This is a genomic window from Agromyces indicus, assembly GCF_031432295.1.
Classification (GTDB): Bacteria; Actinomycetota; Actinomycetes; order Actinomycetales; family Microbacteriaceae; genus Agromyces; species Agromyces indicus.
In genome coordinates this window covers 208,904-233,221 of sequence record NZ_JAVKGS010000001.1, presented here as the reverse complement: position 1 = coordinate 233,221, position 24,318 = coordinate 208,904, and the positions used below count along the sequence as shown (strand labels likewise).

The following is a 24,318-nucleotide window of genomic DNA, read 5'->3' as shown; positions in this document are numbered from 1 at the left end:
CCCTCCGTTGCGATCGGCGCTCTCGCCCAGAGCATCGAACCGCTCTGGCTCGCCAGCCGCATCACCCACTTCGCATGATCGAGTCCGCAGCTGCGGTCACCTCACGCGATCTGCATGATGCGTTCGGACGGTGTGCGCGTTATCGTCACCCGCAACGGGGGTGTGCGAGGGGGCCGCCTCCGTCATCCCGGGACGGAGGGGTTGGGAAATGAGCAGTACGCCGAACGGTTCGGTCATCGGTCCGCCGCTTCCGCCCGCGACGAACCTCCCGTTCGCACCGCCCGCCTCGGGCAGCGTGGCAAGGCGCACCATGCAGGAGTCGACCTACAGCCCGGTGCCGCCTCCGCGGCACCTGCCGCCGGATGCGCCGAACGTGCTCGTCATCCTCATCGATGATGCCGGGCCGGCGTTGCCGAGCACGTTCGGCGGTGCCGTCCGGACGCCGACGCTGGATCGAGTCCGGGCCAACGGGGTGGGCTACAACCGCTTCCACACCACTGCGATGTGCTCACCGACGAGAGCGTCCCTCCTCACGGGACGGAACCACCACCGGGTGGGGTCGGGCCAGATCGCCGAGTTGGCCAACGACTGGGACGGCTACTCGGGCCACATTCCCAAGAGCAGCGCCACCGTGGCGGAGGTGCTCCGCCAGTACGGGTACGCCACCGCTGCGTGGGGCAAGTGGCACAACACCCCCGCCGAGGAGACGACGAAGGCGGGTCCGTTCGACCGGTGGCCGACGGGATACGGGTTCGAGTACTTCTACGGGTTCCTGGCCGGTGAGGCGTCGCAGTACGAGCCGAACCTCGTCCGGAACACCACATCCGTGCTGCCACCCGGGACGCCCGAGGACGGGTACCACCTCAGCGAGGACATCGCCGACGACGCGATGGCGTGGCTCCGGAACCACAAGGCGTTGAAGCCGGACCAGCCGTTCTTCATGTACTGGGCGACCGGTGCCATCCACGGACCGCACCACATCATGAAGGAATGGGCCGACAAGTACGCCGGCGCGTTCGACGACGGCTGGGACGCCTATCGGGAACGAGCGCACGAGGGCGCGAAGGCCGCCGGATGGATACCCGAGGACGCCGAACTCACCCCTCGCCCCGACAGCCTGGCGGCATGGGAGGACATCCCCGATCACCAGAAGCCGTTCCAGCGACGGTTGATGGAGGTGTGCGCCGGCTTCGCCGAGCACGCCGACGTGCAGGCCGGGCGCGTGATCGACGAGGTGGAGCGGCTCGGATACGGCGACGACACGATCATCATCTACATCTGGGGCGACAACGGCTCGTCCGGCGAGGGTCAGAACGGCACCATCAGCGAGCTGCTCGCGCAGAACCTGATCCCGTCGACCGTCGACCAGCACATCGCCGCGCTCGAGGAGCTCGGAGGCCTGGATGCGCTCGGTACCCCGGCCACCGACAACCAGTACCACGCCGCCTGGGCCTGGGCCGGGTCGACGCCCTATCAGGGCATGAAGCTGCTCGCTTCGCACCTCGGCGGTACTCGCAACCCGATCATCATCCAGTGGAACGGACGCATCGCGCCGGATGTGCTGCCGCGGAGCCAGTTCCATCACGTCATCGACGTGGTCCCGACGATCTACGAGATCATCGGCATCTCGCCTCCCGAGACGGTCAACGGCGTCCCCCAGGATCCGATCGACGGCGTCAGCCTCGCCTACTCGATCGATGATCGGGACGCACCCGGACGTCGTCGGACCCAGTACTTCGAGATCATGGGCAGTCGCTCGATCTACGCCGATGGCTGGATGGCGTCGGCGACAGGGCCGCGGCTGCCATGGGTGCCGGGCGCGCCACCCGGGATCCGTACGTGGACGCCCGATCAGGACCGGTGGGAACTCTACGACCTCGAGCACGACTGGAGTCAGTCGCGTGATCTCGCCTCCGAGCACCCGGAGAAGCTCGCCGAGCTGAAGGAGCTCTTCGCGATCGAGGCGGCCCGCAATGACGCCCTGCCGATCGGCGGCGGGCTGTGGGTCCCCGTGATGCATCCCGAGGACCGAATCAGCCCGCCCTACACCGAGTGGGAGCTGAGCGGCGACACCGTTCGGGTTCCCGAGTTCTGCGCCCCGGCGCTCGGCAATCGGCCGAACACCGTCACGATGCGCGTGCGGCTCGGCGAGCGCGCGAACGGCGTGCTGTACAAGCTGGGCGGCGCGGGAGGCGGGCTGACCTGCTTCTTAGCCGACGGCGTGCTCACGTACGAGTACAACCTGTTCCTGATTCAACGGACCGTCATCGCCTCGGCGTCGCCGATCCCGGCGGGCGAGATCACGATCCAGGTCGAGACCAGCTACGTGGAGCCCCGTCCGGGTGGCCCGCTCCGCGTCGTGCTCCGAATCGACGGAGACGAGGTGGGGTCGGGGACCGTTCCCGTGAGCGCGCCGCTGCTGTTCTCGGCGAACGACTGCCTCGACATCGGTCGCGCCTACGGGGGAGCGGTTTCTCGCGCGTACGCCGACCGCATGCCGTTCGCGTTCGACGGTCGCATCGATCACGTCCACATCGCCTACGGGGTGCGCTGAGACTACGGACCATCGCGCGGAGGCGACCGACCCACGGCGCTGATGGCCGGACGTCGACGTCCCGTCACCGCGGACGCCCCGGCGCGGACTGGCGCGCGTCCACCGGATCGCAAGCGGAGCCGGTCCGCGCGGTGCCCCGAAGGCGAGCGACCTCGGCCTCGAGCTCATCCACGTAGTCGAGGAGCGCCGTGACGAGGTTGCGCACTCGCCCGATCTCGGCGGCGAGCCCCCTCCCGGTGTCTCGTGCTCCGCTTCCATCCACCGCCATGGTCGTCCCCTCACTCCCAGCGTCGGGGACATTGTCACGGCTCGACCCACCGTGCGCGTCACGCGTTGTGGGTGAATCCCTGCTGTCTCGTCCCGCTGACGGAGTGATCGTGATGGCGCCTCCAGCACCGATCACGGCGCCGATCGCGTGACCCGGCTACCCTCAGATCCTGATCGGGAAGGTCGTCAGGATGATCAAGCCGATCACGGCCACGACGATGGCGAGGCCGAGCAGAGTGCGGCCCACCCATGGGGTGAGTTCCCGCTGTGACATGGCCGTCAGGAAGAGCACGAGTGCGAACAGCACGGTCAGCAACGAGTAGTCGTCACCGCGCTGGTTGTTCTCGAGTGCTTCCTCGAACTTCCTGTCCGCGAGCGCGGAGAAATCCTCGGCCTCTGTGGTGCCTTCTGGCACGTACTCCACCCGCGCGAAGGGACCGTTCTCGACCTCCCCATCCGCGACCCAGGCGTCGTAGGCCACCTGGAACTCCGGGGTGAACCGCTCGCTGATGTACTCGGCAAGCTGCACGTTGCCGTCACCGCGGGCCTCGACGTAGGCCGCGTAGATGGTCAGGTCGAACGCACGCGCCGACCGAGCTTCACCCTCGGCATTCGCCGCTTGGATCCGGGCGGCGGAAGCCTGGCTGAACGCGATCGACATCTCCCCGCCCCATTTGGAGGCCTGGAATCCACACCACGCGGTGAGTACCGCGATCACCGAAAGCAGGAACACGCCGATGATGTCGATCACGCGCTGTCCCGGATCGGACTTTCGTTCTTCCGTCCCCGACATGCCGCCGTCTCAACCGAACGGCTTTGCTTCGTCGGCGAACTCGACCTCGTCCATACCGGCCGCGTGGACGTCGACCGATCCCTGCTCTCGCATCCGATGCCCCCCGCTCTGCACCATAGACCGCACATCGGGATCGCACCAGACCTCCGGAGATTCATCTCCTCCGCTGCCCGCGTGCCCCGATAACGCGGGGGTGGGACTCGCATGAAACGAGTTCAGGCGTGGTTGTCGATTTCGCGGGCGGACGTTCGCTGTCTCTGTGACGGAGCCGGACAGGCCGGCCCGCGACCCAGTGCAGGAGGCTGTTCCATGTCCCAGTTCGCGATCCTCATCTACGAAGACCCGTCGTTCTATGAGACCATGCCGCCCGAAGGGTGGGCCACGGTGGTCGACGCGCACCGCACGTTCACCGAGCACGTCGCCGAGCTGGGTGGGTCCCTGACGGGCGGCGGGGCGCTCGCGCCAGTGACGACGGCGACCACGATCAAACGTGGCGACACGGCGACGAACGGTCCATTCGTCCGGAGCAGGGAGGCCCTCCTCGGCTACTACGTCGTCGAGGCGCGCGACCTCGACCACGCCGTCGAGCTCGCCAAGCTGTGCCCCGCCTCCGGCGGCGGCGTCGAGGTCCGACCGCTCGTGGACACGGCGACGAACCCGTTCTGATCGCTCCGGGGCTGGTGTCCCCGCCTTCGAAGCCGACAGGGATCACGCGGGCGAAGAAGAAGATCTCCGAAGCGTCCGTGTCGAATTCGTGCTTGCCCGTTCGCTGTAGGGATGAAACGGTTCCCATGACGGAAGGACACGACCGTGAAGTACGTCATCATGTTCACCACCACGCCCGAACTCGACGCCGCGGCGTCGCCCGAGCACCTCGAGCAGGCCTATCGCCGCACCTACGACTGGTTCGGCGCGCACCGCGAGGTGATGACGGAGTCCGGCGCCCAGCTGCAGCCGGTCACCACCGCGACCACGGTCAGCCACGGCGGTGACGAGCCGGTCGTGGCCGACGGGCCGTTCTCGGAGGCGAGGGAGGTCATCGGCGGATTCCAGGTGATCGACGTGCCCGACCTCGATGCGGCGATCGCCATCGTGAAGACGTGGCCGCTGCTCGAGCTGCCCGGCGTCGCGGTCGAGATCCGCCCGATCGTCGTCTACTGAAGCCACGTCGACCGTGAACGAAACGGATGGCGCGGCCGCGGAGTCGGGCCGGGGGCACGCCGCGGCATCCGATCGACTCCTCGCGAGGGTGATCCGCGAGGAGTCCGCGCGGATCGTCGCGGCGCTCACGGGATGGCTCGGGAGCCTCGACCTCGCCGAGGAGGCGGTCGCCGAGGCGATCGAGGAGGCCGTGCGCCAGTGGCGCACGCGCGGGGTGCCCGCCAATCCCGGGGGGTGGCTGACGCAGGCGGCCCGCCACAACGCCCTCGACCGCCTGCGGCGCGAGAAGCGGTACCGCGAGAAGCTGGCCCTGCTCGCCGATCCCGCCGAGGCCGCCCCGCTCACCGGCGAGCCGGACGAGCGACTGCCGCTCCTGTTCGGCTGCTGTCACCCCGCCATCTCCCCGGACGCGCAGCTCGCCCTCACGCTCCGGGCGATCTGCGGCCTCACGACCGCGCAGATCGCGCGAGCCACCCTGGCGCCGGAATCGACGGTCGCGCAGCGGATCGTGCGGGCCAAGCGGAAGATCGGTGCGACCGGCATCCCATTGCGGATCCCCGAGGGGTCCGAGCGGGCCGCGCGCCTGGACATCGTCCTGACTGTAATCTCCGTGATGTACAGCGAGGCCCACCTGGTCGCGGGTGGAGACGCGGCTGCGGACCGCGACCTCGCCGACGATGCCGTGTGGCTCGCGCGCGTCGTCGCACATGAGCTGCCGCGCGAGGCGGAGGCGCAGGGACTGCTCGCACTGCTGCTGTTCCATCGAGCACGCGAAGGGGCACGCGCCGTCGATGGCGAGCTCATCCTGCTCGCCGATCAGGACCGGGCGCGGTGGGATCGCCGGCTGATCGCCGAGGCGCAGGCCGTGCTCGAGACGGCGGCGAAGCTCCGCCGCCCGGGACGATGGCAGTTGCACGCGGCGATCGCCGCATGCCACTCCGATACGCGCGACGGCGGCGACACCGATTGGCTCCAGGTGCTCACGCTCTACGACATGCTGCTGGCGTACGACCGCTCGCCGGTCGTGCGGCTGAATCGCGCGGTGGCGCTCGCCGAGGTCGACGGACCGCAGGCGGCACTGGACGAGGTGGATGCGCTCGGACGCGCCCTCACGGGGTACCACCTCTGGCACGCCGTGCGCGCGCGGATGCTCCGGCACCTCGGCCGTCGGGACGAGGCGATGGCCGAGGACCTGCGCGCCCTGGAACTCACGGCCAACGACGCCGAGCGGCGCCTGCTGGCGGCGCGGGTCGATCGCTGAGGCGGGCTCTTCCCCCTGCCACCGGCCCGTCGTCGACCCGCTGAGACGACCGCCGTGGCCCGCGGCGCGTGGAGAGAGCGGCTACCGCACTGGCGACCCACCTGGAGGAGGTCGCTCCCTGAGGGCGTTGACGGCCGTGCCGGACTGCCGCAGAAACGAGGTCTGACCAAGGGGATTCGCGAAGAGCCGATGACGGGAATCGAACCCGCGCTGTCTGCTTGGGAAGCAGAAGTTCCTAAGTGCCGGTTCACAGTGGCTCACTCGGGTTCACGAGCCGCGGAATCACGCGGAATATGAAGCAGAGGGAGCGTAGGTGTGCTCGGCAAAACCGTGAGTTAACCGTGACAAGCCGCCATCGACGGTCAGCCGGGCATGCGCGCCGTGCGGTGTCTATCTCCTGTCCTGGGTGAGGACGGTGAGCACAGTCGGCGCGTAGAAGCGGCGGTTGTACGCGTTCGGGTCGACTGCGGCGAGGATGCCGAGTTCGACGAGTTGCCCGACGAGCTTGTTGGCTCTGCCGTAGGACAGGCTCAGTTCGGCCTCGACCTTCCGTACGGTGAAGGAGGGGTTGGCGACGGCCAAGTCCACGAGGGCGTGTGCGCTGTCCGCGCGGAGGTTGGACGCCCGGATGCGTTCCTTGAGCTCGGTCTGGACGGCGACGAGGGCGCGCATCTGGTGGTGGGTCTGGTCCGCCGCGCTCTGGAGGCCGTGAGAGAAGAATCGGATGAACCCGTCCCAGTCGGCTCGGGTGCTGACGGCGAGGAGCCGGTCGTAGTAGTCGGAGCGGCGCGCTTCGAACCATGGCGAGACGGTGAGGGTGGGCTCGCTGAGTACCCCGGTCGACTGGAGGTGCAGCACGATGAGGAAGCGGCCGAGGCGCCCGTTTCCGTCTCGGAACGGGTGGAGCGTCTCGAACTGGTAGTGCGACATCGCTGCGGCGACGACGGGATCGATCTGGTCCGAGTGGTCGGTTCGCATCCAGTCGATGAGGTCCCGCACGCCGGTCTCCAGCGCGTATCCCGGTGGGGCGGGGACGAAGCGTGCGGCGTGGACGGGGAACCCGAACGGGTCAGCATCCGGCCGGCGGCCGATGACGACCTGGCTGTTCCGCACCCGCCCGGAAACTTCATGCAGGGGCGTGCCACGCATGAGGATGCCCTGAAGCTCGCTCAGCAGCGGCAGTGACAGCGATTGTCCGCTGGCGATTCGGGCGAAGCCGAGGTTCGCCATCCGGACGTAGTTGAGGACCTCGACCAGTTCCGCGGTCGCTGGGGCGTCCTCGTCCGCGGTGAGCACCTCGGTCAGGGGTGCGTACGTGCCCTCGAGCGCTGAGGTGCTCTGCGCCTCCCGACGCAGCGTCGGCGAGCGAAGCAAGGTCGGGTTCGGAAGCTGTCTGGCCGTACTGTCCAGCGCCGCCAACGCAGCCCGAGCATTCGCGACGGCCAGATGGGTCGCACCCGTGAGCGGCGGCATCTCATCCGGCAGCGGCTCCGGAAGGAATGCTTGGTGCGTCCAAGCCCCGAGCACCGGGTCCGTGCCGCTGACCGGCACAAGTGCGCCAGTGCTGTCGTTCTGGAACATTGCGAGATCCACAGTTGCACTCTAACCGCCTTTGAGTGACATTGTGCGGACCGGATCGCTTCTCAAGGGAGATTCTTGCTCCCAGGGCATTGATCCGCTACCGGTCTGGAAGCTTGCACGGCCCGGTCCCGACGGGCTGGCATGCACCGGTCCGGCGATCTCGCCCCATGTCTTCTTCGAACTTCCCCCGGACTGGCCACCGGGCGAGCCGTTTCCGCGACGCAACGTCCGGGACTGACCTGCGCAATGAGGGATCGAGATCGGACATAGGGTCGAGGCATGAAGGAGGCGGCATCCTCAGCGCTCGGAGGCATCAGCGTCTTCGCGCTGCTGGTCGTTCGAGGCCTGCTTCTATGGATTGTCATCCCGGTCGGCTTCATCGCTTGGTTGCTGTTCGGCTGGGTTCTTGGCGCCGGACCAGGTCAGTTCCTCGGATGGGTCGACCTCAACATGATTGCCGCGCTCCAGCGGGTCCTTGTCCACCGCGTCAACGGCGACTGGCCGATGGCACGAGTCGCTTTCGTCCCGATTGGCAAGCTGCAATCCGTTCGTCATCGCGTTAGCGTGCTCGATCCCGTCTGAGGGCGTCGTCATTGAGGGATCCCTCCACGGAGTGAGTTTCGGGTTCAAGCCCCGTTTCAGTCGGACTCGTGGCGGCGATCGGACTGGGTGCGGATCGTGTGTTCAATGATGCGGGCGGACGCGGCCGCTCCGTCCTCGCGCGCGTATGCAGCACGCACGCGTTCGGCCGCGGCGCGGATTGTGTCATCTCGCACGGCGCCGGCAACTGACGCCCCGCACACCTCTGAGCGTGACGCGAATCGAGGGCCCTCCCCGAGCACTTCATCGGACAGGGCCTTCTGCGAGTGACTCGACGTCCCGGCACCGCCGACTCTCGGCGGCGCCGCCGGCCGGCATCGATGTCTCGCGGAGGGACTGTGTTTGCGTGTTACCCGGTCGAATTCCTCGACCCGGCGCCCAGCGGCTGGGGGGCGTGCTCCCCACGATCCTGCCGCGCGTCGCGCTGGCGCTTGCGCTGGCCGCCGCGCTGTGGGGCCCGGACCAGAATCGCCCGGCACGGCATTCGAGGTGTCAATCCCCGTCCGCAACTCGTGAGAACCGGTGGCACTCTTTCACGCTTCGCACTACCGTGCGGAATATGCCCGAGCACGCCGCGCGACGGAGTGAGCGACCGTGACGTTCGACGTCACCCTCTTCGTGGTGATGGCGGAGATCGCGGGCGTCTTCGTCGGTTTCGCCGCGCTGATCAGCGTCACGGGGCGCGACGAGGTGTCACCGGCGCAGTTGGCGCAGGTACGTGCAGTGGTCACGATCGGCTTGGTCGTGATAGTCGCCTCTCTCGTGCCGATCGTGCTGGACAGTTATGGGATGCCGTCGTCGTCGATGTGGCGGATCAGCGGTCTGCTCTTCCTGGCGCTGGTCTGGGTCGTAATCGTGCTGGCACTGCGGCGTCCGGAGAACCGAGACACGGCGCGTGCGCAGGCTCGGTCGGCTCCGGGGCTGGCGGTCGTGTTCTGGGGCGTTCTCGAGGTCGCGATCCAGGTGCCGCTGGTGCTCGTCGTGGGGGGCGTGGTCCCCGAACTCGCCGCCGCGTTCTATATGACCGCGCTCGTCGTGCATTTGTTCGAGGCTGCGTTCGTCCTCGGCCAGTTCGTATACGCCCGCATGTCGTCCTCCGCCGACTCGTGACGGCGATGGACTGACGGCCTCAGAGGCCGAGGAGTACGAGGTCCTCGGGTGGAGGCTCCGCTGCGGCAGCCGCGAACACCGCGAAGGCGCGCGCGACGATCTCGGCATCCTCGGGCGTCAAACGGCGGAGGACCTCGGAGATCTCGCTCCGACGCCGGTCGGTGACTTCCGCGACGAGTTGCGCACCTTTCGGCGTGAGGTGGACAAGCACCTCACGCCTGCTGGTCGGGCTCGCTTCCCGCACCACCCATCCCTGCTGCTCCATCCGGTCCATCGAGCGGGTGAAGGTCGATGGCACGGAGCGGACGCGCTTGGCCAACTCCCCGATCCGCATCGGCCCGTTGCCGGCGAGGATAACCAACACCCGGAACTGCGGCAGGGTGACCAGATCGAGCGTCTCGGACAGGGAGCGGGCGACCAGGCCTAGGAGCGCCCGCGACGTGGTCAGGGTGGCCTCGACCGGGTCGCCCTGCAGTGCCCGCTCGATCCGTACCGGATCGTGGCCGGACTCGTGTTGCATGTCGGAAGTGTCGCACACCCCGGCGGCGACTGGACCGTGTCGCGTGCAAAACGCAACACTACGCATTGCGCAACAGTTGCATCGATGCAATCATTGCGGTATCAACCCGCTGCCCTGACTGGTTCGCTGTTGCGTCACCACGGGTAGGCGTCTGGAGATCGCGAATCACCTGGGCCTGGCCAGCGAGGAGTGATCGCTGATGCAACGTCACGCAGAGTCCACCCGGACGACGGCACCAACCACAGTACGGATGAGAGCGGTCGTGCGTCACGACTACGGCGGCCCCGAGTCCTTGCAGCTCGCCGAAGCCGCCGTCCCGACCCCGACCGCGGGGCAGGTTCTCATCGAGGTCCGCGCTGCGGGATTGGATCGGGGCGCGTGGCACCTGATGGCGGGGCTGCCCTACCTGACCCGGCTGATGTTCGGTCTGCGGCGGCCGAGGCAACCGATTCTCGGGATGGAGGTCGCAGGAACCGTCGCCGCCGTCGGCGACGGCGTGTCCCGATTCGCCGTCGGTGACGACGTATTCGGAACCGCCGACGGCAGCTTCGCCGAGTTCGCCGTCGCCGACGCGGCGAAGCTCGCCCTGAAGCCGGCGTCGGTCGATGTCGAGGGCGCCGCGGTCGTCGCCGTCTCTGGTTTGACGGCGCTGCAGGCGGTTCAGGACGTCGGCGAGGTTCAGGCGGGGCAACGCGTGCTCGTGATCGGCGCCTCGGGCGGTGTCGGCAGCTTCGCCGTGCAGATCGCCGCGCACGCGGGGGCGGCGGTCACCGGCGTCGCCAGCGGAGCCAAGGCCGACTTCGTCAGGTCACTGGGCGCGACCGACGTGATCGACTACACGAGCACCGACATCACCGCGACGACCGATCGATTCGATCTCATCATCGACACGAACGGACGCCGCAAGGTGCGGCTGCTGCAACGTATCCTCACCCCCACGGGCACGCTCGTCATCGTGGGCGGCGAGGACGGCGGAAAGCTCACCGGCGGCATCCAACGACAACTCGGCGCGCCGATCCGGTCACTGTTCACCCGCCGCCGCCTCACCTTCTTCATCTCGACCGCGAACCCTGCCCGGATGGAGCAACTCGCACACCTCCTCGAAGACGGAGTCATCACCCCCGCGGTGGGCGCCCGGTATTCGCTGGGTGAGGCGCGTCGTGCGATGACCGACCTACTCGCGGGCCGGATCGCCGGCAAAGCCGTCATCCGGATCCCCGACGCCGCCTGACATCCAGATCGGAACGAACCCATGACTGCTACCACCATGACCCGCGCCATCGACGACACGACGTCCAGGACCGCCGCACGCACCGCCGGCATCGGCTACCTGGCGATCTTCGTCCTGGCGATCTTCGCCAACTTCCTCGTCCGGCAGACGATGATCGATCCCACTGACGCCGCGGGCACGGCGACCAACGTGTCCGAGTCCGAGCTCCTCTTCCGATCGGGCATCGCCGCGTTCGTGGTGATCTTCCTCGTCGACGTCCCCGTGGCATGGGCCCTGTACGTGGTCTTCCGCCCCGGCGGTGCATTGCGATCGCTGCTGGCCGCGTGGTTCCGGATCGTCTACACCGTCTTCCTCGGCGTCGCCGCGGTGTTCCTGTTCCTCGGCCTGCAGCTGGTGACCGATCCCGCGGGCGAAGCGGGGAATGCCGACGCCGGGATGCTGATGTTCGAGGGCTTCAACTACACCTGGCTGGTCGGACTGATCGCGTTCGGGGTGCACCTGATCCTGCTCGGCCGACTCATCGTGAAGTCGGGACTCGCCCCGAAATGGATCGGATGGGCGCTGACTATCGCCGGGGTCGCCTACGGGATCGACACGCTCGCCTACACGTTGCTGCCCAACTACGCATCGATCGCCGGCGTCATGCTCGCCCTCGTCGCCATCCCGTCGGTCATCGCCGAACTGTCGTTCATGGTCTGGCTGCTGCTGACCGGGTTCAAGCGATCGCCGTCGACCGCATCATGACCGGGGCCCCCATGCTGGGCCTGCTCGCCGTCCTCACGCTCGGGCTCAGCGGGGCGTCGCCCGCGAGTGCCCCCGACACCACGTCGATCGACGCGTTCATCGCGCAGGAGATGCCGGTCGCCGGAGTGCCGGGACTTGCGTATGCCGTCGTGGAAGACGGCGAGGTCTCCGCCGTCGGCGCACACGGCGTGGTCCGAGCCGGCAGTGACGTCGACGTGACAACGGACACGCCCTTCCTTAGCGGCTCGATCGCCAAGAGCTTCACCGCGCTCGCTGTGATGCAGCTCGTCGAGGCAGGCTCCGTCGGGTTGGACGAGCGGTTGTCGCGGCACCTCGCCGACTTCGACGGCCAGCCCGCCGGCGACATCACCATCCGGGAACTGCTGAGCCACACCAGCGGATACTCCACCCTCCAGGGCAACGCGTCCCACACCGATACGGGCGGCGGGACGGATGAACTCGCGCGGATCGTCGACGCACTCGCCGCGGTGGCGCCCGCTCACGCCCCCGGCGAGCGGTGGGAGTACTCGAACACGAACTACCAGATCCTCGGCCGCGTGATCGGAGGTCGCCAGCGGCGAGGAGTACCAGGCCTACGTCGAGGGGAACATCCTCGACCCCATCGGCATGATCGACAGTCTCGTCGCCGACGGCGGCACCTACGACACCATGGCCACCGGTCACCGGCCTTGGTTCTGGACCAAGCTCCCGCTCAGCGAGAACACCACCGACCGAACCACCGCGCCGCAGGGTGGGATCATCGCGAGCGCCACCGATCTCGCCCGATACCTGCAGACGATGATGAACGGCGAAGACGACATCCTCACCGCCGAGAACAAGGCGCTGATGATGCGCCCCGCCAGCACCGCGTCGCCGTTTTACGGCCTCGGCTGGTTCATCGACTCGGACAACGGGACCGTCTGGCACTCCGGGGCGACCCCGGGCAACGAAACGCTCGCCACGATGATGCCGACCGAGAACCGGGCCGTCGTCGTGCTGGTCAACGGAGGAAGCGGCATGGGGTTCGGGGAGACCACCGAACTCCGCAACGGCATCACCGCCCGAGCGCTCGACCTCGAGTACGACGGTGAAGGGTCGCGGTGGTTCCAGCAGATCACCTTCATCGCTCTGGTGCTCTCGCCGTTCGCGTATCTGTTCAGCATGATCTGGGCATGGCGCCGGCGCGAGCAGCTCCGCGCCAAGACGGGCTTCGCGGGGACCTTCAGCCTGTGGTTTCCGCTGCTCACCACCGTCGTCGCGGCCTGGGTGATCGTCAGCCTGGTCCCCGGCCTGCTCGGCTCCCCCATCGGCACCATCGCGCTGTTCCAACCCGATCTCGGCCTCGCCCTGATCGCCACCGCCATCACGGGGGTGCTGTGGGCCGTCTTCCGGCTCGGGGTGGCATACACCGGCCGATCATCACGACAACGGCGTGACGGCGCGAAGGCCGGGACCGAAGATCAGCCCGAGACCATCACCGACGCATCAGCCGCCGTCGACGGCGCCGAGCCTCACGAGGTCCTCGGACGCGCCCGCCCGTAAGCCGGCCCCGAAGCCAGCGCAGACTTGGCGATTCTTCGAAGTCCACGGTTCGGCGTCGAACGACCCCCTGCGCCGACGCTCGTCGCGCCGCGATTGCCCGTTTCCCATCGCCTGGAGGTGGAAGAGAACGCCAACCAAACGGCGCCTCACCCGCACGCGACGCCCCCAAGCGTGCACCGACCGCACAGGGATCCCCGGCGAGCAGATTGAGTCACGGGGCTTGAACCCGAAACTCACTCCGCGGAGGGATCCTCTCCGGCCGCGATCCGGCGTCGAGTTCTCTGGGCCGCGTACGGTCGAGGTGTGATGGGCTACGAGCGACCCGCGCTCCCGGCGGGTGTGTATGTCGATGAGGATGGCACTCCGATCGAGTACGGCAACCGGTGGGGCGTGAACGGGCCTCCTGAGGACGCCTACTCGCGCACCAGCAACCTCGATCGCTTCGCTGGCATGCACACCGTCGCGTATGCGCTGATCGAGTGGCTACGATTCACGTTCGATGTCGATGTCGAGACCGGCCCGCAGGTGGCGGCGGACCTGCTTCTCCTACCCGTCGATCCGATTCACTCGGTGCGATTGACGCCCAGGTCGACTGAGTCGGCGCCGTTGACGTTCGTGCTGACCTCGTTCCCGGGCGTTTGCCTGCACGCGGGGGTGCTGCATGACTTTCACTTCCCGGTGTGCGGGTGCGACGCTTGCGATGACGATGTCCGTTCCCTCGCCGACGAGCTGGAGTGGACGGTGCGCATGGTCGTCACCGGCCACTACCGCGAGTCCGTGAACCCGCAGGGGAGCGGCTGGCTCGGATACCGCCTGGAGGAGCCCGGCGTCCGCACCAGCTCGGGTCGATCGCGAACAGACGAAGTACCGGTCGAGCGCCTCGAAGGCGCACGCCGCCTCGTTCCCGCTGATGGCTGTGGCGACCGTGGCCGGCGCTGGCGCGCTGACTCAACCTTCGATCGCTCAACCCTCCGCTGCCGGATAGGGCGTGCGGACCGACCCATCCCGCCGAGCTCGTCACACGGTCGGTGAACCAGTGCGCGAGCCCGTGATGACGACGGTGTTGTCACCGATGAGGCGAACGTCAGCTCGAATTTGTGACTATTAAGTGACTACGAGAGCGATTTCGCAATCGAGAGTCGCGGCTACGTTGTAGTCGAAATCCCTGATCAGACTCGTAAACCTATCGAGGTGTATCCGCGTGGACTGTTTCCGTGCGATAGATGGGATCGCGCGCCTGCTGCCGGAGCATGGAAAGCGCGTCTGATCAGGGAATTTACGGAGAGCCGATGACGGGAATCGAACCCGCGCTGTCTGCTTGGGAAGCAGAAGTTATCCAGTAGTGGTTCACTCTGCTTCACTCGGGCTCACGAGCCGCGGAATCACGGGGGAGTGTGAGCTCGAGTGAACCACTGTGATGCCGAATTTGTGACCATTAAGTGACCACTAGGTGTATGAGGCCAGGACGTTGTTGACGCGAATTGGCACGAGCGTGGCCGGCGGCTGACCGTCCGCGGCACCGTGCGGGCGGTGGTAGTTGTAGTGCAGGTTCCAGCGCTCGAGGGCGTTGGCGCGTTCGTCTTCTGAGGTCCATGTCCGTGCATAGAGGAACTCTTCGGTAAGGATCCGGTTGTACCGCTCGATCTTTCCGTTGTGGCGGGGCGTGTAGGGCGTGATCCGTTGGTGCCGCGACCCGGCCAGTTCATCGGCGAACGCTGAGGCGCGGTAACAGGATCCGTTGTCGGTCACGATCCGTTCGATGTGCGTGATGCCATGAGCCGCGAACCATGCCCGCGCTCGCGCGAGGAACGCAACGGCCGTCGCGGCCTGCTCGTTCGGCAACGCCTCGGTGTACGCGAGGCGTGAGTAGCCGTCAATCGCTGAGTGGAGGTAGACGTAGCCGGCTCGCGTGCCGCGGGTTTTCGTCCGCGCGACGGCGCGAGCTTCCGGGCTGTCCTTGCCATGAGCCCGCCATCCGCCGCCATCGGGGATTCGGCCGACCTTCTTGACGTCCAGGTGAACCATGTGGCCGGGGCACCGAGCGACAATCTTCCTCGCTTCGCGGTTACTTTCCCCGGTCGGGTCGATGAAGCGGCGCCGGTTGAGCTGCAGGTCGGTGAGGATGCGACTCACCGTGCGCCGACTGATCTGAATGCCGACCTGTTCGAGCTCGAACGTGATCCGAGCCGCTGACCACTTGTGCTCGCGCCGCATGCGTTCGACTTCGCGAACAACGACGTTGGGGGTGGCTGTCGGGGATTGCTTAGGCGTCGATGAGCGGTCGAGCAGACCGACCTCACCGAACTCACGATGGCGATGGACCCACTTTGACGCGGTAGCGCGGGAGATTCCCATCTCAGCTGCCACGTGAGCGATCGGCCGGGTCTTGCAACGCTCGACCAGCCGCCGACGTCCCTCGACTGACAGTGGCGAGTTGCGGTGAGTCATGCACGTCCTTCGAAGAATGTTCCAGTCGAGTCGCTGAGTCCCGGACCAAGCCCCCCATTCAGCCGTCGGCTACTGACCCTCGTGGTCGCCGCCTGACACGCCGAGCCCGACGTTCGTGGTGTCGCAGCAGGCCTCCGGCGATTCGGAACTGGCTCGACGCCGCCTATGGGCGGCGCCATGGGCGAGTACTACGAGGAGGGAGATGACCGCGAGCGCCGCGATCGGCGCCGTGTGAGCCTGAACCCAGCCGGACAGGGTCGTTGAGAGCCTGGCGACACCGCCGGCACGGCCGGTCGCGACGAGGTTGTTGTCGGCGGTGGCGGCGGGCCACCAGTACCACGCGAGGTAGACGCCGGTGAGCAGCAAGACGGCGCCGGTGATCCGGGGGCCATAACTCCCGAGGCGTGCGACGTGGCGGGTTAGGCCGGTACCCGCGGCGGTGGTCGCGAGTGCGAGCAGCAGCAGGATGCTGGCTGAGCCGGCGGCGTAGACACCGAAGACCAGCAGCAGCCCCGCGTAGCTGGCGGTGGCCTGTGCCTGGGCGATGACAGCAAGGATCACTCCGAAGGTGCACGACAGGGAGGCGAGGGCGTAGCCGATCCCGAAGACCAGCATCCGGGCGGTTGGCGGGAGGCCTTCGGTTGCTCGGCCGGTGATCCGGGGCAACCGCACGGAGATCGAACGGCCGGCCAGCATCCACAGGCCGAGGAGCACCAGTAGGACGCCTACGGCGAGACCGAGTTTGGGCGCTGCCTGGATCAGGCCCCGAGCCCCGGCGCTCACCAGCAGGCCCGCAGCTGCGAGGGTGCCGGCGAACCCGATCGCCAGTGCGATTCCGGACCGCAGGGCCCTCAGCAGCCGCACCGGGACGGGCGAGGCGTCAGCGTCGCCGAGGGTCTGGCTGATCCAGGCCGGCAGCAGCGCGAACCCGCATGGGTTGACCGGCGCCACCATGCCGGCGGCGAAGGCGAGGCTGAGCAATCCGCCCATGGATCAGGCTCCGGCCTTGACGAGTTCGGCGGTGATCGTCTTCGCGTCGGGCTCGGTGGCACGGAAGGTCACCTTGCCGTCGCCGTCGATGACGATGAGGGTGGACAGGGCGGCAACGTCGAATCGCTGGGACAAGGCGGCACCCTCGTCTATGGCGGCCGGGACGTGTTCGGCGTCGACGTACTCCATGAATCCCTCGATGGTCTCCTTGGACTCGCCGGGGTCCATGTCGACGGCGAGGAAGCTCGCCCCAGCACCCGACTTCTCGGCAGCGGTGGCGGCCTCGCCGAGGGAGCGGACGCCTTCAACGCATTCGCCGCAGCCGACGGAGAAGAAGAACACCGCGGTCGGCTTCCCGCTGGCGGGCAGGCTGACCATCTGGCCGTCGATGCTAGTAACCGCCGCTGGCGTGCCCGCATCTGCGGCTGGTGTGGCGTCGGTGTTTCCGCAGGCGGTCAGAGCCAGGGAGCCTGCAAGCAGGAGGCCGGCGACCGAGAGGGGCGCGCGGCGGGTGCGGGTAAGCGTCATCGGTTCTGGTCGTCCTTCGTGTCGCTGGGGTGGGTGGAGTTCACAGGCGGGCAACAGCCATGCCTGGCGTTGTTGCCGCCGCTGCGGCGCCGCGTGGTCGCGAGGACCGCGAGCACCAGGACGGCGATGCCGGTGCCGATCACCCAGGGGTTGCCGAGGAACCCGCCGACACTGGCCAGCAGACCACCGGCGAGGAGCAAGGGAAGTAGGGCGCAGCAGGCGACCATGAGCAGCGCGGCCCCGGCTCCGAGGAGCAGGCCGCTGCCTCCCGGTTGGTCGTCGTGGTTGGACTTCATCGGAGTGGAGTTCCCTTCGGTGTTCTTGGTCAGCAGCGGCAGTGGCCGTCGTCGGCCACTGCCGCGTTGGCCTGGAACTGGTTGAGGAAGCCGGTCGTGAGGTCGGTACCGATCCGATAGGCAACGGCCACGGGCACGACCTCGGCGCGGGGGTGCTCGGCCAGCCAGCCCGCGGCGTCCTCATCGGAGGTGAAGTAGTGGACCTGGTTGCAGAAGGAGGACCGGATCGAGGTGATCTGGTCGGGGTTGACCAGCGACACCACCGCGGTGGCGGGTTCGACGCTGGTGACGCCGGCGACGGGGTCGATGGTGACCCGGATCGGCTCGCCGCTGGTCGGGGAGACCGACTCCACGCTCGCCGCGCGCTCGAGCAGGGTCGGAAAGATCAGGGTGTCCAGGGCGCACCAGGTGTAGAGCTCCTCACCGGCCACGGTGAACCGGTGAGGGGTGGGGCGCAGGGTGAGGCCCTGGCCGATGATGCGGCCCTGGTCGTCGTACTCGGTGTCCGGCACCGCGGCCAGACCCGTGCGTACGTCGTCGACCGGACGGCCGGCGGCCGCGGCGAACTGCTCGACGGTGACCGGGCCGCCCTCGACGATCAGCCGCAGCAGCGGGATCAATAGGACGGCGTCAAGGCCGGTCTCTTCGGTGTTGTTGAGTCGTTCGGGCAGTTGCGTCGTGAGCTCCGACATGGCGGTACCTTCTTCATGAGTCGGGTGGAGGCTGTCGGCTGCGGGTCACGCGCAGCAGGACAGCTTGGAGATGTCGGTGGTGAAGGCCTTGGCGGCGATCCGGATGCCTTCGGTCATGGTCAGGTAGGGCGCCCATGCGTCGGCGACCTCGGTGACGGTCTTGCCGAGGATGTGGACACCGGCGGCGGCGAGCTCGCCGGCGTCTTTGGCGACGGCGGTGAGACCGAGGATCTCGCCGGTCTCAGCGTTGGCGACGATCTTGATGAAGCCGCGGGTGTCGCGGTTGACCAGCGCCCGGGGCACGTAGTCCAGCGGCAGGACGCGGCAGTCGCAGCGGATCCCGGCAGCGAGCACCTGGGCCTCGGTCATCCCGACCGCGCCGATCGCCGGACTGGTGAAGGTCACCCGCGGCAGCCGGCTGTGGTCCACCGACCGCTCAGCGCCAGCGAACGTGTTCTCGGCGACCATGTTGCCGTGGTGGGCGGCGACGTAGACGAACTCGGGGTGCCCGGTCACGTCGCCGGCTGCCCAGATCCGGGGGTTGGAGGACTGCAGTTGGTCGGTGACCACGATCTCGCCCGTGTCGCCGGTCTTCACCTCCACCGCATCGAGGTTCAGCCCATCGGTGACCGGTCGGCGGCCGAGGGCGACGAGGACCTGTTCGGCGTGGAATTCCTGCTCGCCGCCGGAGATGTCAGCGGTGACAACAACCTGGCCCCTGACGTCGTCACGGGCAACGCGGGTCGGGACCGCACGGCGGACCACGCGGATGCCCTCGTCGGCGAAGACCTCCTGCAGCGCCTTGGATACCTCCGGCTCCTCCTTCGACGCCAGCCGGGAACGAACCAGCAGGGTGACCTTCGACCCGAGCCGGGCGAACAGTTGGGCCTGCTCCAAGGCGACGTAGCCGCCGCCGAGCACCAGCAGCGAGTCGGGAACCTCGGTCAACTCCATCGCCGTGGTCGAGGTCAGGTAGCCGGCCTCCTCAAGACCGTCGATCGGTGGGGCCCATGCGCTGGCGCCGGTGGCGACCAGGTAGTGATCAGCGTCGATCGTCTCGACCGCACCGTCAGTCGCGGTGACCTCAAGAACGGGCGCTTCTGGCGTGCCGGCGAACGCAGCGTCGCCGTGGCGGATCTGCCAGCCGTAGGCGTCGGCGACGTCGACGTACTTCTCACCCCGAAGTTCCTCGACGAGGTCCTGCTTGCTGCTGATCAGCGCGGGCATGTCTACGTCGTCCGCTGTGGTGGCGATCCCCGGGAAACGGTTGCCCGCCTCGGCAGCGGTCTGGCGGGCCTCAGCGGCGGCGATGAGCGCCTTCGACGGCACGCAGCCGGTGTTCACGCACGTGCCGCCGAAAGTGCCGCGCTCGATCATCACCACCGACTTGCCGAGCGTGGTCGCGCGGATGGCGGCGGCGAACGCGGCGCCACCGGATCCGATGATCGCAAGGTCGTACCTGGACTGCATCCCGATTCCTCCCCTGAGTCTTGGGAATTGCTCTTGATGCAGCCACAATGGACCTTCCAGTACGGGGGAAGGTCAAGTGCGACCTGTGACACATCGGAGACCCAGATGAGGATCGGCGAACTCGCCGAGGCGGCCGGCACCACCGCCAAGACCCTGCGGTTCTACGAGGAGCAGGGCCTGCTTCCCGCGGCCGAGCGCACCGCGTCGGGATACCGCGACTACGATCCGGAAGCAGCGACTCGGATCGACTTCATCCACCGCGGCCAGGCTGCCGGACTTACCCTCGCGCAGATCAAACAGATCCTCGACATCCGCGATGGAGGCGAGATTCCCTGCGGCCACGTCCGGGACCTCCTAGACGTTCGTCTGAAGGACATTGAGCGCCAGATCTCGGATCTCGTCTCCCTCCGCGACAACGTTGCCGCCCTCCGCGACGCAGCCGCAGAACCCGAACCCGAGACGTGCAACGCCGACGAGGTCTGCAGGTACCTGTAGCCAATCCGAGATGACGCGCGCAGAGGCGGAGCCTCCTGCCGCGACCTTCCTACGTGACCACAACGTTATGGCCAGCAACAACTAGGCGATTGGAGACGTCCTTCCGATAGGGCGGCAACACCCTGTGACCGATGTCAGAGGCTGGCAAGCAGTTCGGCACATGCCTGCTCGCAGCGGCGGCACGCGGCGGCACAGATGCGGCAGTGCTCGTGCATGTCGGCGTGGCTTTCGCATTCCTCGGCGCATGAGGCGCATGCGCTTCGGCAGGCTTCGAGTGTGGCGCGCGTGAGGTTGGCGTCGTAGCCGGTGTGCCGGGATAGGACGTTCGCGGTGGCCGCGCAGAGGTCTGCGCAATCGAGATTCGTGCGGATACACTTCGTCAGTTCCGCGACCATGTCTTCGCTGAGGCATGCGTCGGCGCAGGCGGTGCAGGCCTGCGCGCATTCGATGCAGGCTGCGATGCATTCGGAGAGCTTCGCCTGGTCGATTCCGCCGAGGTCCTTCGGATAGGTGCGCAGCATTTCGCTCGCGGTGGACATAGGGATGTCTCCTTCCGACGTGAGTTGCGTGCCTGCGACGTTAGTCACGCCGGTCGCGCGCTTCGACGGGCTTGACAAGCCCGATCGCGTCGTTGGGGGGAACGTTGAACTACCGGCGAAGGTCACCCATCGGAATTCTCTGCCTCCATACCGCAGGGGTATCAGACGCCGCTACACGTTGCAACGCCCTTGCGGCTGAGCCGTCCGTTCGCTCGCATGGAACGACTCGACCGAGGAGGAATCATGTCCGCGAACCCGAACACTCCGAGCCGGCAGGCGGAGGACGCGCGCTCCCACGGCGGCGACGACCAGCACGGAAGAAGGGATCACGACGAGCAGATGAATAAGGAGATGCGGTCGCGTCACACGCTCAACATGTACCTGCGATTCGCGGCGATGATCCTGACCTCGATGGTGGTCATGTACTTCGTGATGTTCGCCGGTTCGTGGGAGTGGACGCACATCCGGTTCAGCCAGAGCCGTATCTTCATGGCGATCACGATGGGCGGCACGATGGGCCTCGTCATGCTCGCGTGGATGCTCGGCATGTACAAGAGCACGAAGGGAAACATCGCCGTGGTCGCGGTGAGCGTGCTGCTCATCGGGGGCGGCATCGCGCTGGACCGCAGCCAGGTCACGGTGAACGACACGTCGTTCATGCGCGCGATGATCCCGCACCACTCGCTGGCGATCACCCGGGCGGAGCGGTTCCAGAACCAGGACGTGCGGGTGTGCGAGCTCGCGGTGGAGATCAGCGAGGCGCAGCGCCGCGAGATCGACGAGATGGACTGGCTGATCCGCGACATCGAGGAGAACGGCATCGCGGCCACTGCGGAAGAGGCCGAGGAGCGGGAGGTCCCGGACTTCCCGGCAACCGCCGACCGGCAGTGTCCCGCCGAGTGAATCCCGCCGCCAGCTCGACCGGTCTAGTCCGCCATCGGTAGGAGGATTGTCGCCGTATCGCCGTAGTCCTCGGTGGCGACAAGACCACGCTGATCCGCGATGAGCAACCACGGCGCCGCACCGTCCACGTACGCGAACGCCTCCGGCGTGCCGTCGGTGCGCCCGTGCGCGGTCCAGGTCGTCCCGTCGAAGGTGTGAATCACACCCTCGACATCGATGCCTACGATCGCGCCGGCATCGGTGATCGTCACCAGGAACAGCGCCGGGGCGCCGGAGACTGGAGCGAAGGTGGTCCCGGCATCGTCGCTGCGCAGGAGACCCTCGGCAGTCGTGGCATAAAGGCGGTCGGGTCGCTGGGGGTCGACGGCGAGGTCTCGGGCCTGGACGGAGGGCATCCGGTCCCAGGTCTTTCCGCTGTCATCGCTGACCAGGATCGTGGCATCCGCAGCGTCATGCCCGTAGATGCGGAGCTGTCCGTCGTCGAGTTCCACGGCCTCGAGGTCGTGGAAGTCCGTCTCACCGCGGAGGGAAAGGGGCATCCAGGTTTCCGCGCCGTCGACGCTGCTGATCAGGCCGAGGTTGGGCGGGTCCAGTTGTGTCTGCTGGGCCGGGTCCGGGTGTCCCGAGCCGAGCAGCAGCCCTGGCCGGGCGACGGTGAACCCCATGGTGTCCTGAGCCCTGCCAGCGATCTGCGTTGCAACGTCGGGTCCGGTGTCGCCGGCGGGGTAGCTGTCGGGCAGGTCGTCGGTGGGAACGAGCCAGACCCCATTGTGCGCGGACGCGTAGGTGCGTCGAGTCGCCGGATCGTAGTCCACGGCGTGGATGTGACCTAGTACCGGATCTTCTTTCGACGGTGCAGCGACCGGGGGCGCGAGCGTGCAGCCGGTGAGGACCAGTGCGGTGGAGGTGAGCCCGGCAAGCCCCCAACGGGCACGGCGAGGCGCGTAAGTCGAGGCGCGGTTCATGGGGTGACCCGTTCGCTCAGCCACGCGTACGGATCGGTCGGTGTGGTTCCGTCGAGGAGAATCTCGAAGTGAAGGTGGGGTCCGGTGCTCTGCCCGGTGTTGCCTACCAGCCCGATCATGTCGCCGACTTCGACGAGCTGTCCTTGGTCGACATTGACCGAGCCCTCCTGCATGTGCGCGTAGACGCTCGTGATGCGTCGTCCGTCGATGACGTGGTCGATCATCACGTACGCGCCGAGGCCGCCGTTGTCGACGCGTGAGATCTCCCGCACGATGCCGTCGGAGATCGCTTGGATCGGGGAGCCGTTGCCGGGGTTCATGTCGATGCCCTTGTGGAAGCTCGAGCACCCCCAGCAGGGCGGGATCCGGGGCCCGAAGTCGGTGCTGATCGGGACGCCGGTACGGAAGGGCCACTGGATCGGGCCCGAGTAGTTGACGAACGTCCCGGCGACCTGTGCGTAGTCTCCTGTGGTTCGTGCGTTCCCGGTGTTGTAGCCCTCCTGCGGAAGGGGGCTGATGCTGATCTCCGAGGACACCGCGATGGACTGCCCGTCGGTCGGACCGGAGGCCGCCGCCGGCCACGGTCGGCTCGCGGGGGAGATGGCGAGGGCAGGCACGGAGAGCCCGACGGCCATCAGCGAAACGGCGGTGATCGCAGTCGCCGCAAGAAGCGGGCTCTTCCGCTGGCGGCGTGAGCGCCCGCCCGATTGCGGAAGCAAGGCGGGCTCCGATCGGATGATCCGGCGGCGCCGATGCCGCACGGCGGCGTCGGCCTCGCGCGCCTCCCGGCGTGTGGAGGGACGCGCGGTCGTCTGCGGATTGCAGGCCGGCGGAAACGGGGGCATGGGGCGAGAGGGCATGGAGGTTCTCCGGTGGGCGGGTGGGGACCCGTGGCTTGGACACACGGCGGGCCCCCACCCTGGTGGACGTGACCAGGGGGGAGCAGGTCACGCCCGGTCTGCGGAACGGGGGGTCAGATCGTGGCGAGGAGATCCTGCATGGTGGCAATCTCCTCGGTCTGGTCCTCGACGATGCGTTCGGCGAGGGCGACGGCGTCGGGGTTCTCGCCCTCCTGCACCTGGTACTCGGCCATCTGGATGGCGCCCTCGTGATGAAGGATCATCTGCTCGAGGAACAGTCGGGATGCCTCTGCGCCGGAGGCGTCCTCAAGCTGCGCCATGTCCTCGTCGGACATCATGCCGTCGCCCATACCGCCCATGTCGTGGTCCATGCCACCCATGTCGCCGAGCTCGTCCTCGCCCCACGCGTCGAGCCAGTCCTTCATCTGGTCGATCTCGGGCTGCTGGGCGTCCTTGATCTGCTGTGCCAGGTCACGAACCTGCTCGTCGACCCCGTCCTTCTCGAGGAGGCTGTCGCTCATCTCGATGGCCTGCTCGTGATGGGGGATCATCATCTGCGCGAACATCACGTCGGCGTCGTTGAACTCCGCCTCTGCAGCCGGCGAACTCGCGGCAGGGGGTGCTTCGGTCTGGTTCTGCTGGCCGGTCGCGCAGCCGGCGAGGGTCAACGCCGCGACCAGGGCGGTGGCGGCGGTCAGGGTAGTGCGTGCGGTACGCATGCGTCACATCCGTTCTCTCGAAATCTTGGACTCTGAATCGGGGGCGCTG

The 24,318-nt window shown here is 67.6% G+C and carries 24 protein-coding genes, 1 tRNA gene and 2 pseudogenes; 13 read left to right on the top strand and 14 right to left on the bottom strand.

Annotated features, from left to right (window positions below):
• Nucleotides 1–208: 208 nt before the first annotated feature.
• Entirely contained in the window at nucleotides 209–2,554 is a 2,346-nt protein-coding gene (locus RH861_RS01050) for an arylsulfatase (protein WP_310519371.1), read from the top strand.
• Between the two features lie 430 nt (nucleotides 2,555–2,984).
• Here the strand turns inward: RH861_RS01050 and RH861_RS01045 are convergent, their stop codons facing one another.
• A complete protein-coding gene (locus RH861_RS01045) occupies nucleotides 2,985–3,572 on the bottom strand; it encodes a hypothetical protein (protein ID WP_310519370.1) in 588 nt (195 codons plus the stop codon).
• Nucleotides 3,573–3,923: 351 nt separating this feature from the next.
• Here RH861_RS01045 and RH861_RS01040 point away from each other — a divergent pair, with 351 nt between their 5' ends.
• From RH861_RS01040 to RH861_RS01030, 3 genes are all read left to right on the top strand, one after another.
• Nucleotides 3,924–4,280: a YciI family protein gene (locus tag RH861_RS01040; RefSeq protein ID WP_310519369.1), complete on the top strand. Its 357-nt coding sequence runs from the start codon at nucleotides 3,924–3,926 to the stop codon at nucleotides 4,278–4,280.
• Between the two features lie 144 nt (nucleotides 4,281–4,424).
• The gene (locus tag RH861_RS01035; protein ID WP_310519368.1) at nucleotides 4,425–4,775 is read left to right on the top strand and encodes a YciI family protein; all 351 of its coding nucleotides are present in this window, start codon (nucleotides 4,425–4,427) and stop codon (nucleotides 4,773–4,775) included.
• Nucleotides 4,776–4,788: 13 nt separating this feature from the next.
• Nucleotides 4,789–6,036, top strand: coding sequence for an RNA polymerase sigma factor (locus RH861_RS01030; protein WP_310519367.1), 1,248 nt, complete (start codon nucleotides 4,789–4,791; stop codon nucleotides 6,034–6,036).
• 184 nt (nucleotides 6,037–6,220) lie between these two features.
• On the opposite strand, the gene RH861_RS01025 is transcribed toward RH861_RS01030, so the two are convergent.
• Nucleotides 6,221–6,293, bottom strand: a tRNA-Ser gene (locus RH861_RS01025).
• 133 nt (nucleotides 6,294–6,426) lie between these two features.
• Entirely contained in the window at nucleotides 6,427–7,617 is a 1,191-nt protein-coding gene (locus RH861_RS01020) for a Fic family protein (protein ID WP_310519366.1), read from the bottom strand.
• Nucleotides 7,618–7,896: 279 nt separating this feature from the next.
• Here RH861_RS01020 and RH861_RS01015 point away from each other — a divergent pair, with 279 nt between their 5' ends.
• Together RH861_RS01015 and RH861_RS01010 are read left to right on the top strand one after the other, a co-directional pair.
• Nucleotides 7,897–8,199 (top strand): hypothetical protein, encoded by a 303-nt coding sequence (locus RH861_RS01015; protein ID WP_310519365.1) that lies wholly within the window; start codon nucleotides 7,897–7,899, stop codon nucleotides 8,197–8,199.
• A 612-nt stretch (nucleotides 8,200–8,811) separates the two neighbouring features.
• A complete protein-coding gene (locus tag RH861_RS01010; RefSeq protein WP_310519364.1) occupies nucleotides 8,812–9,327 on the top strand; it encodes a hypothetical protein in 516 nt (171 codons plus the stop codon).
• 19 nt (nucleotides 9,328–9,346) lie between these two features.
• Here RH861_RS01010 and RH861_RS01005 read toward each other — a convergent pair whose 3' ends face one another.
• The gene (locus tag RH861_RS01005) at nucleotides 9,347–9,847 is read right to left on the bottom strand and encodes a MarR family transcriptional regulator (RefSeq protein WP_310519363.1); all 501 of its coding nucleotides are present in this window, start codon (nucleotides 9,845–9,847) and stop codon (nucleotides 9,347–9,349) included.
• A gap of 262 nt (nucleotides 9,848–10,109) precedes the next feature.
• Between RH861_RS01005 and RH861_RS01000 the strand changes: the two genes are divergently transcribed.
• The 5 genes and pseudogenes from RH861_RS01000 to RH861_RS00985 all read left to right on the top strand — a co-directional run bounded on the left by RH861_RS01000 (nucleotide 10,110) and on the right by RH861_RS00985 (nucleotide 14,396).
• Nucleotides 10,110–11,078 (top strand): NAD(P)-dependent alcohol dehydrogenase, encoded by a 969-nt coding sequence (locus tag RH861_RS01000; protein WP_310519362.1) that lies wholly within the window; start codon nucleotides 10,110–10,112, stop codon nucleotides 11,076–11,078.
• A 21-nt stretch (nucleotides 11,079–11,099) separates the two neighbouring features.
• Nucleotides 11,100–11,822 carry a DUF4386 domain-containing protein gene (locus RH861_RS00995; RefSeq protein WP_155050027.1) on the top strand — a complete coding sequence of 241 codons (723 nt, stop codon included), beginning with the start codon at nucleotides 11,100–11,102 and terminating at the stop codon, nucleotides 11,820–11,822.
• Nucleotides 11,819–12,382: pseudogene (locus RH861_RS16335) on the top strand (serine hydrolase domain-containing protein); the annotation flags it as partial. The gene RH861_RS00995 and the pseudogene RH861_RS16335, both read left to right, overlap by 4 nt.
• A 25-nt stretch (nucleotides 12,383–12,407) precedes the next feature.
• Nucleotides 12,408–13,364: pseudogene (locus RH861_RS00990) on the top strand (serine hydrolase domain-containing protein); the annotation flags it as partial.
• Nucleotides 13,365–13,670: 306 nt separating this feature from the next.
• Nucleotides 13,671–14,396, top strand: coding sequence for a DUF6226 family protein (locus RH861_RS00985; RefSeq protein WP_310520259.1), 726 nt, complete (start codon nucleotides 13,671–13,673; stop codon nucleotides 14,394–14,396).
• Nucleotides 14,397–14,810: 414 nt separating this feature from the next.
• On the opposite strand, the gene RH861_RS00980 is transcribed toward RH861_RS00985, so the two are convergent.
• The 6 genes from RH861_RS00980 to merA form a co-directional block, all read right to left on the bottom strand.
• A complete protein-coding gene (locus RH861_RS00980; protein ID WP_310519361.1) occupies nucleotides 14,811–15,812 on the bottom strand; it encodes an IS481 family transposase in 1,002 nt (333 codons plus the stop codon).
• A 69-nt stretch (nucleotides 15,813–15,881) separates the two neighbouring features.
• A complete protein-coding gene (locus RH861_RS00975; protein ID WP_310519360.1) occupies nucleotides 15,882–16,802 on the bottom strand; it encodes a cytochrome c biogenesis CcdA family protein in 921 nt (306 codons plus the stop codon).
• Between the two features lie 3 nt (nucleotides 16,803–16,805).
• A complete protein-coding gene (locus RH861_RS00970) occupies nucleotides 16,806–17,330 on the bottom strand; it encodes a TlpA family protein disulfide reductase (protein ID WP_310519359.1) in 525 nt (174 codons plus the stop codon).
• Entirely contained in the window at nucleotides 17,327–17,626 is a 300-nt protein-coding gene (gene merT, locus RH861_RS00965) for a mercuric ion transporter MerT (RefSeq protein ID WP_005882715.1), read from the bottom strand. Before merT ends, RH861_RS00970 begins: the two co-directional genes overlap by 4 nt.
• Nucleotides 17,627–17,655: 29 nt before the next feature.
• A complete protein-coding gene (gene merB, locus RH861_RS00960) occupies nucleotides 17,656–18,318 on the bottom strand; it encodes an organomercurial lyase MerB (RefSeq protein ID WP_155048750.1) in 663 nt (220 codons plus the stop codon).
• A 45-nt stretch (nucleotides 18,319–18,363) separates the two neighbouring features.
• Nucleotides 18,364–19,788 carry a mercury(II) reductase gene (gene merA / locus RH861_RS00955; RefSeq protein WP_310519358.1) on the bottom strand — a complete coding sequence of 475 codons (1,425 nt, stop codon included), beginning with the start codon at nucleotides 19,786–19,788 and terminating at the stop codon, nucleotides 18,364–18,366.
• Nucleotides 19,789–19,893: 105 nt separating this feature from the next.
• On the opposite strand from merA, the gene RH861_RS00950 reads away from it, so the two are divergent.
• Nucleotides 19,894–20,283 (top strand): heavy metal-responsive transcriptional regulator, encoded by a 390-nt coding sequence (locus tag RH861_RS00950; protein WP_040347802.1) that lies wholly within the window; start codon nucleotides 19,894–19,896, stop codon nucleotides 20,281–20,283.
• Nucleotides 20,284–20,417: 134 nt separating this feature from the next.
• Here RH861_RS00950 and RH861_RS00945 read toward each other — a convergent pair whose 3' ends face one another.
• Nucleotides 20,418–20,822, bottom strand: coding sequence for a four-helix bundle copper-binding protein (locus tag RH861_RS00945; RefSeq protein ID WP_310519357.1), 405 nt, complete (start codon nucleotides 20,820–20,822; stop codon nucleotides 20,418–20,420).
• 243 nt (nucleotides 20,823–21,065) lie between these two features.
• Between RH861_RS00945 and RH861_RS00940 the strand changes: the two genes are divergently transcribed.
• The gene (locus tag RH861_RS00940) at nucleotides 21,066–21,725 is read left to right on the top strand and encodes a DUF305 domain-containing protein (RefSeq protein ID WP_310519356.1); all 660 of its coding nucleotides are present in this window, start codon (nucleotides 21,066–21,068) and stop codon (nucleotides 21,723–21,725) included.
• Between the two features lie 23 nt (nucleotides 21,726–21,748).
• On the opposite strand, the gene RH861_RS00935 is transcribed toward RH861_RS00940, so the two are convergent.
• The 3 genes from RH861_RS00935 to RH861_RS00925 form a co-directional block, all read right to left on the bottom strand.
• The gene (locus RH861_RS00935; RefSeq protein ID WP_310519355.1) at nucleotides 21,749–22,690 is read right to left on the bottom strand and encodes a F510_1955 family glycosylhydrolase; all 942 of its coding nucleotides are present in this window, start codon (nucleotides 22,688–22,690) and stop codon (nucleotides 21,749–21,751) included.
• Nucleotides 22,687–23,307, bottom strand: a complete 621-nt coding sequence (locus RH861_RS00930) for a M23 family metallopeptidase (RefSeq protein ID WP_310519354.1) — start codon at nucleotides 23,305–23,307, stop codon at nucleotides 22,687–22,689. Before RH861_RS00930 ends, RH861_RS00935 begins: the two co-directional genes overlap by 4 nt.
• A 356-nt stretch (nucleotides 23,308–23,663) precedes the next feature.
• Nucleotides 23,664–24,269, bottom strand: a complete 606-nt coding sequence (locus tag RH861_RS00925; RefSeq protein ID WP_310519353.1) for a DUF305 domain-containing protein — start codon at nucleotides 24,267–24,269, stop codon at nucleotides 23,664–23,666.
• Nucleotides 24,270–24,318: the final 49 nt, after the last annotated feature.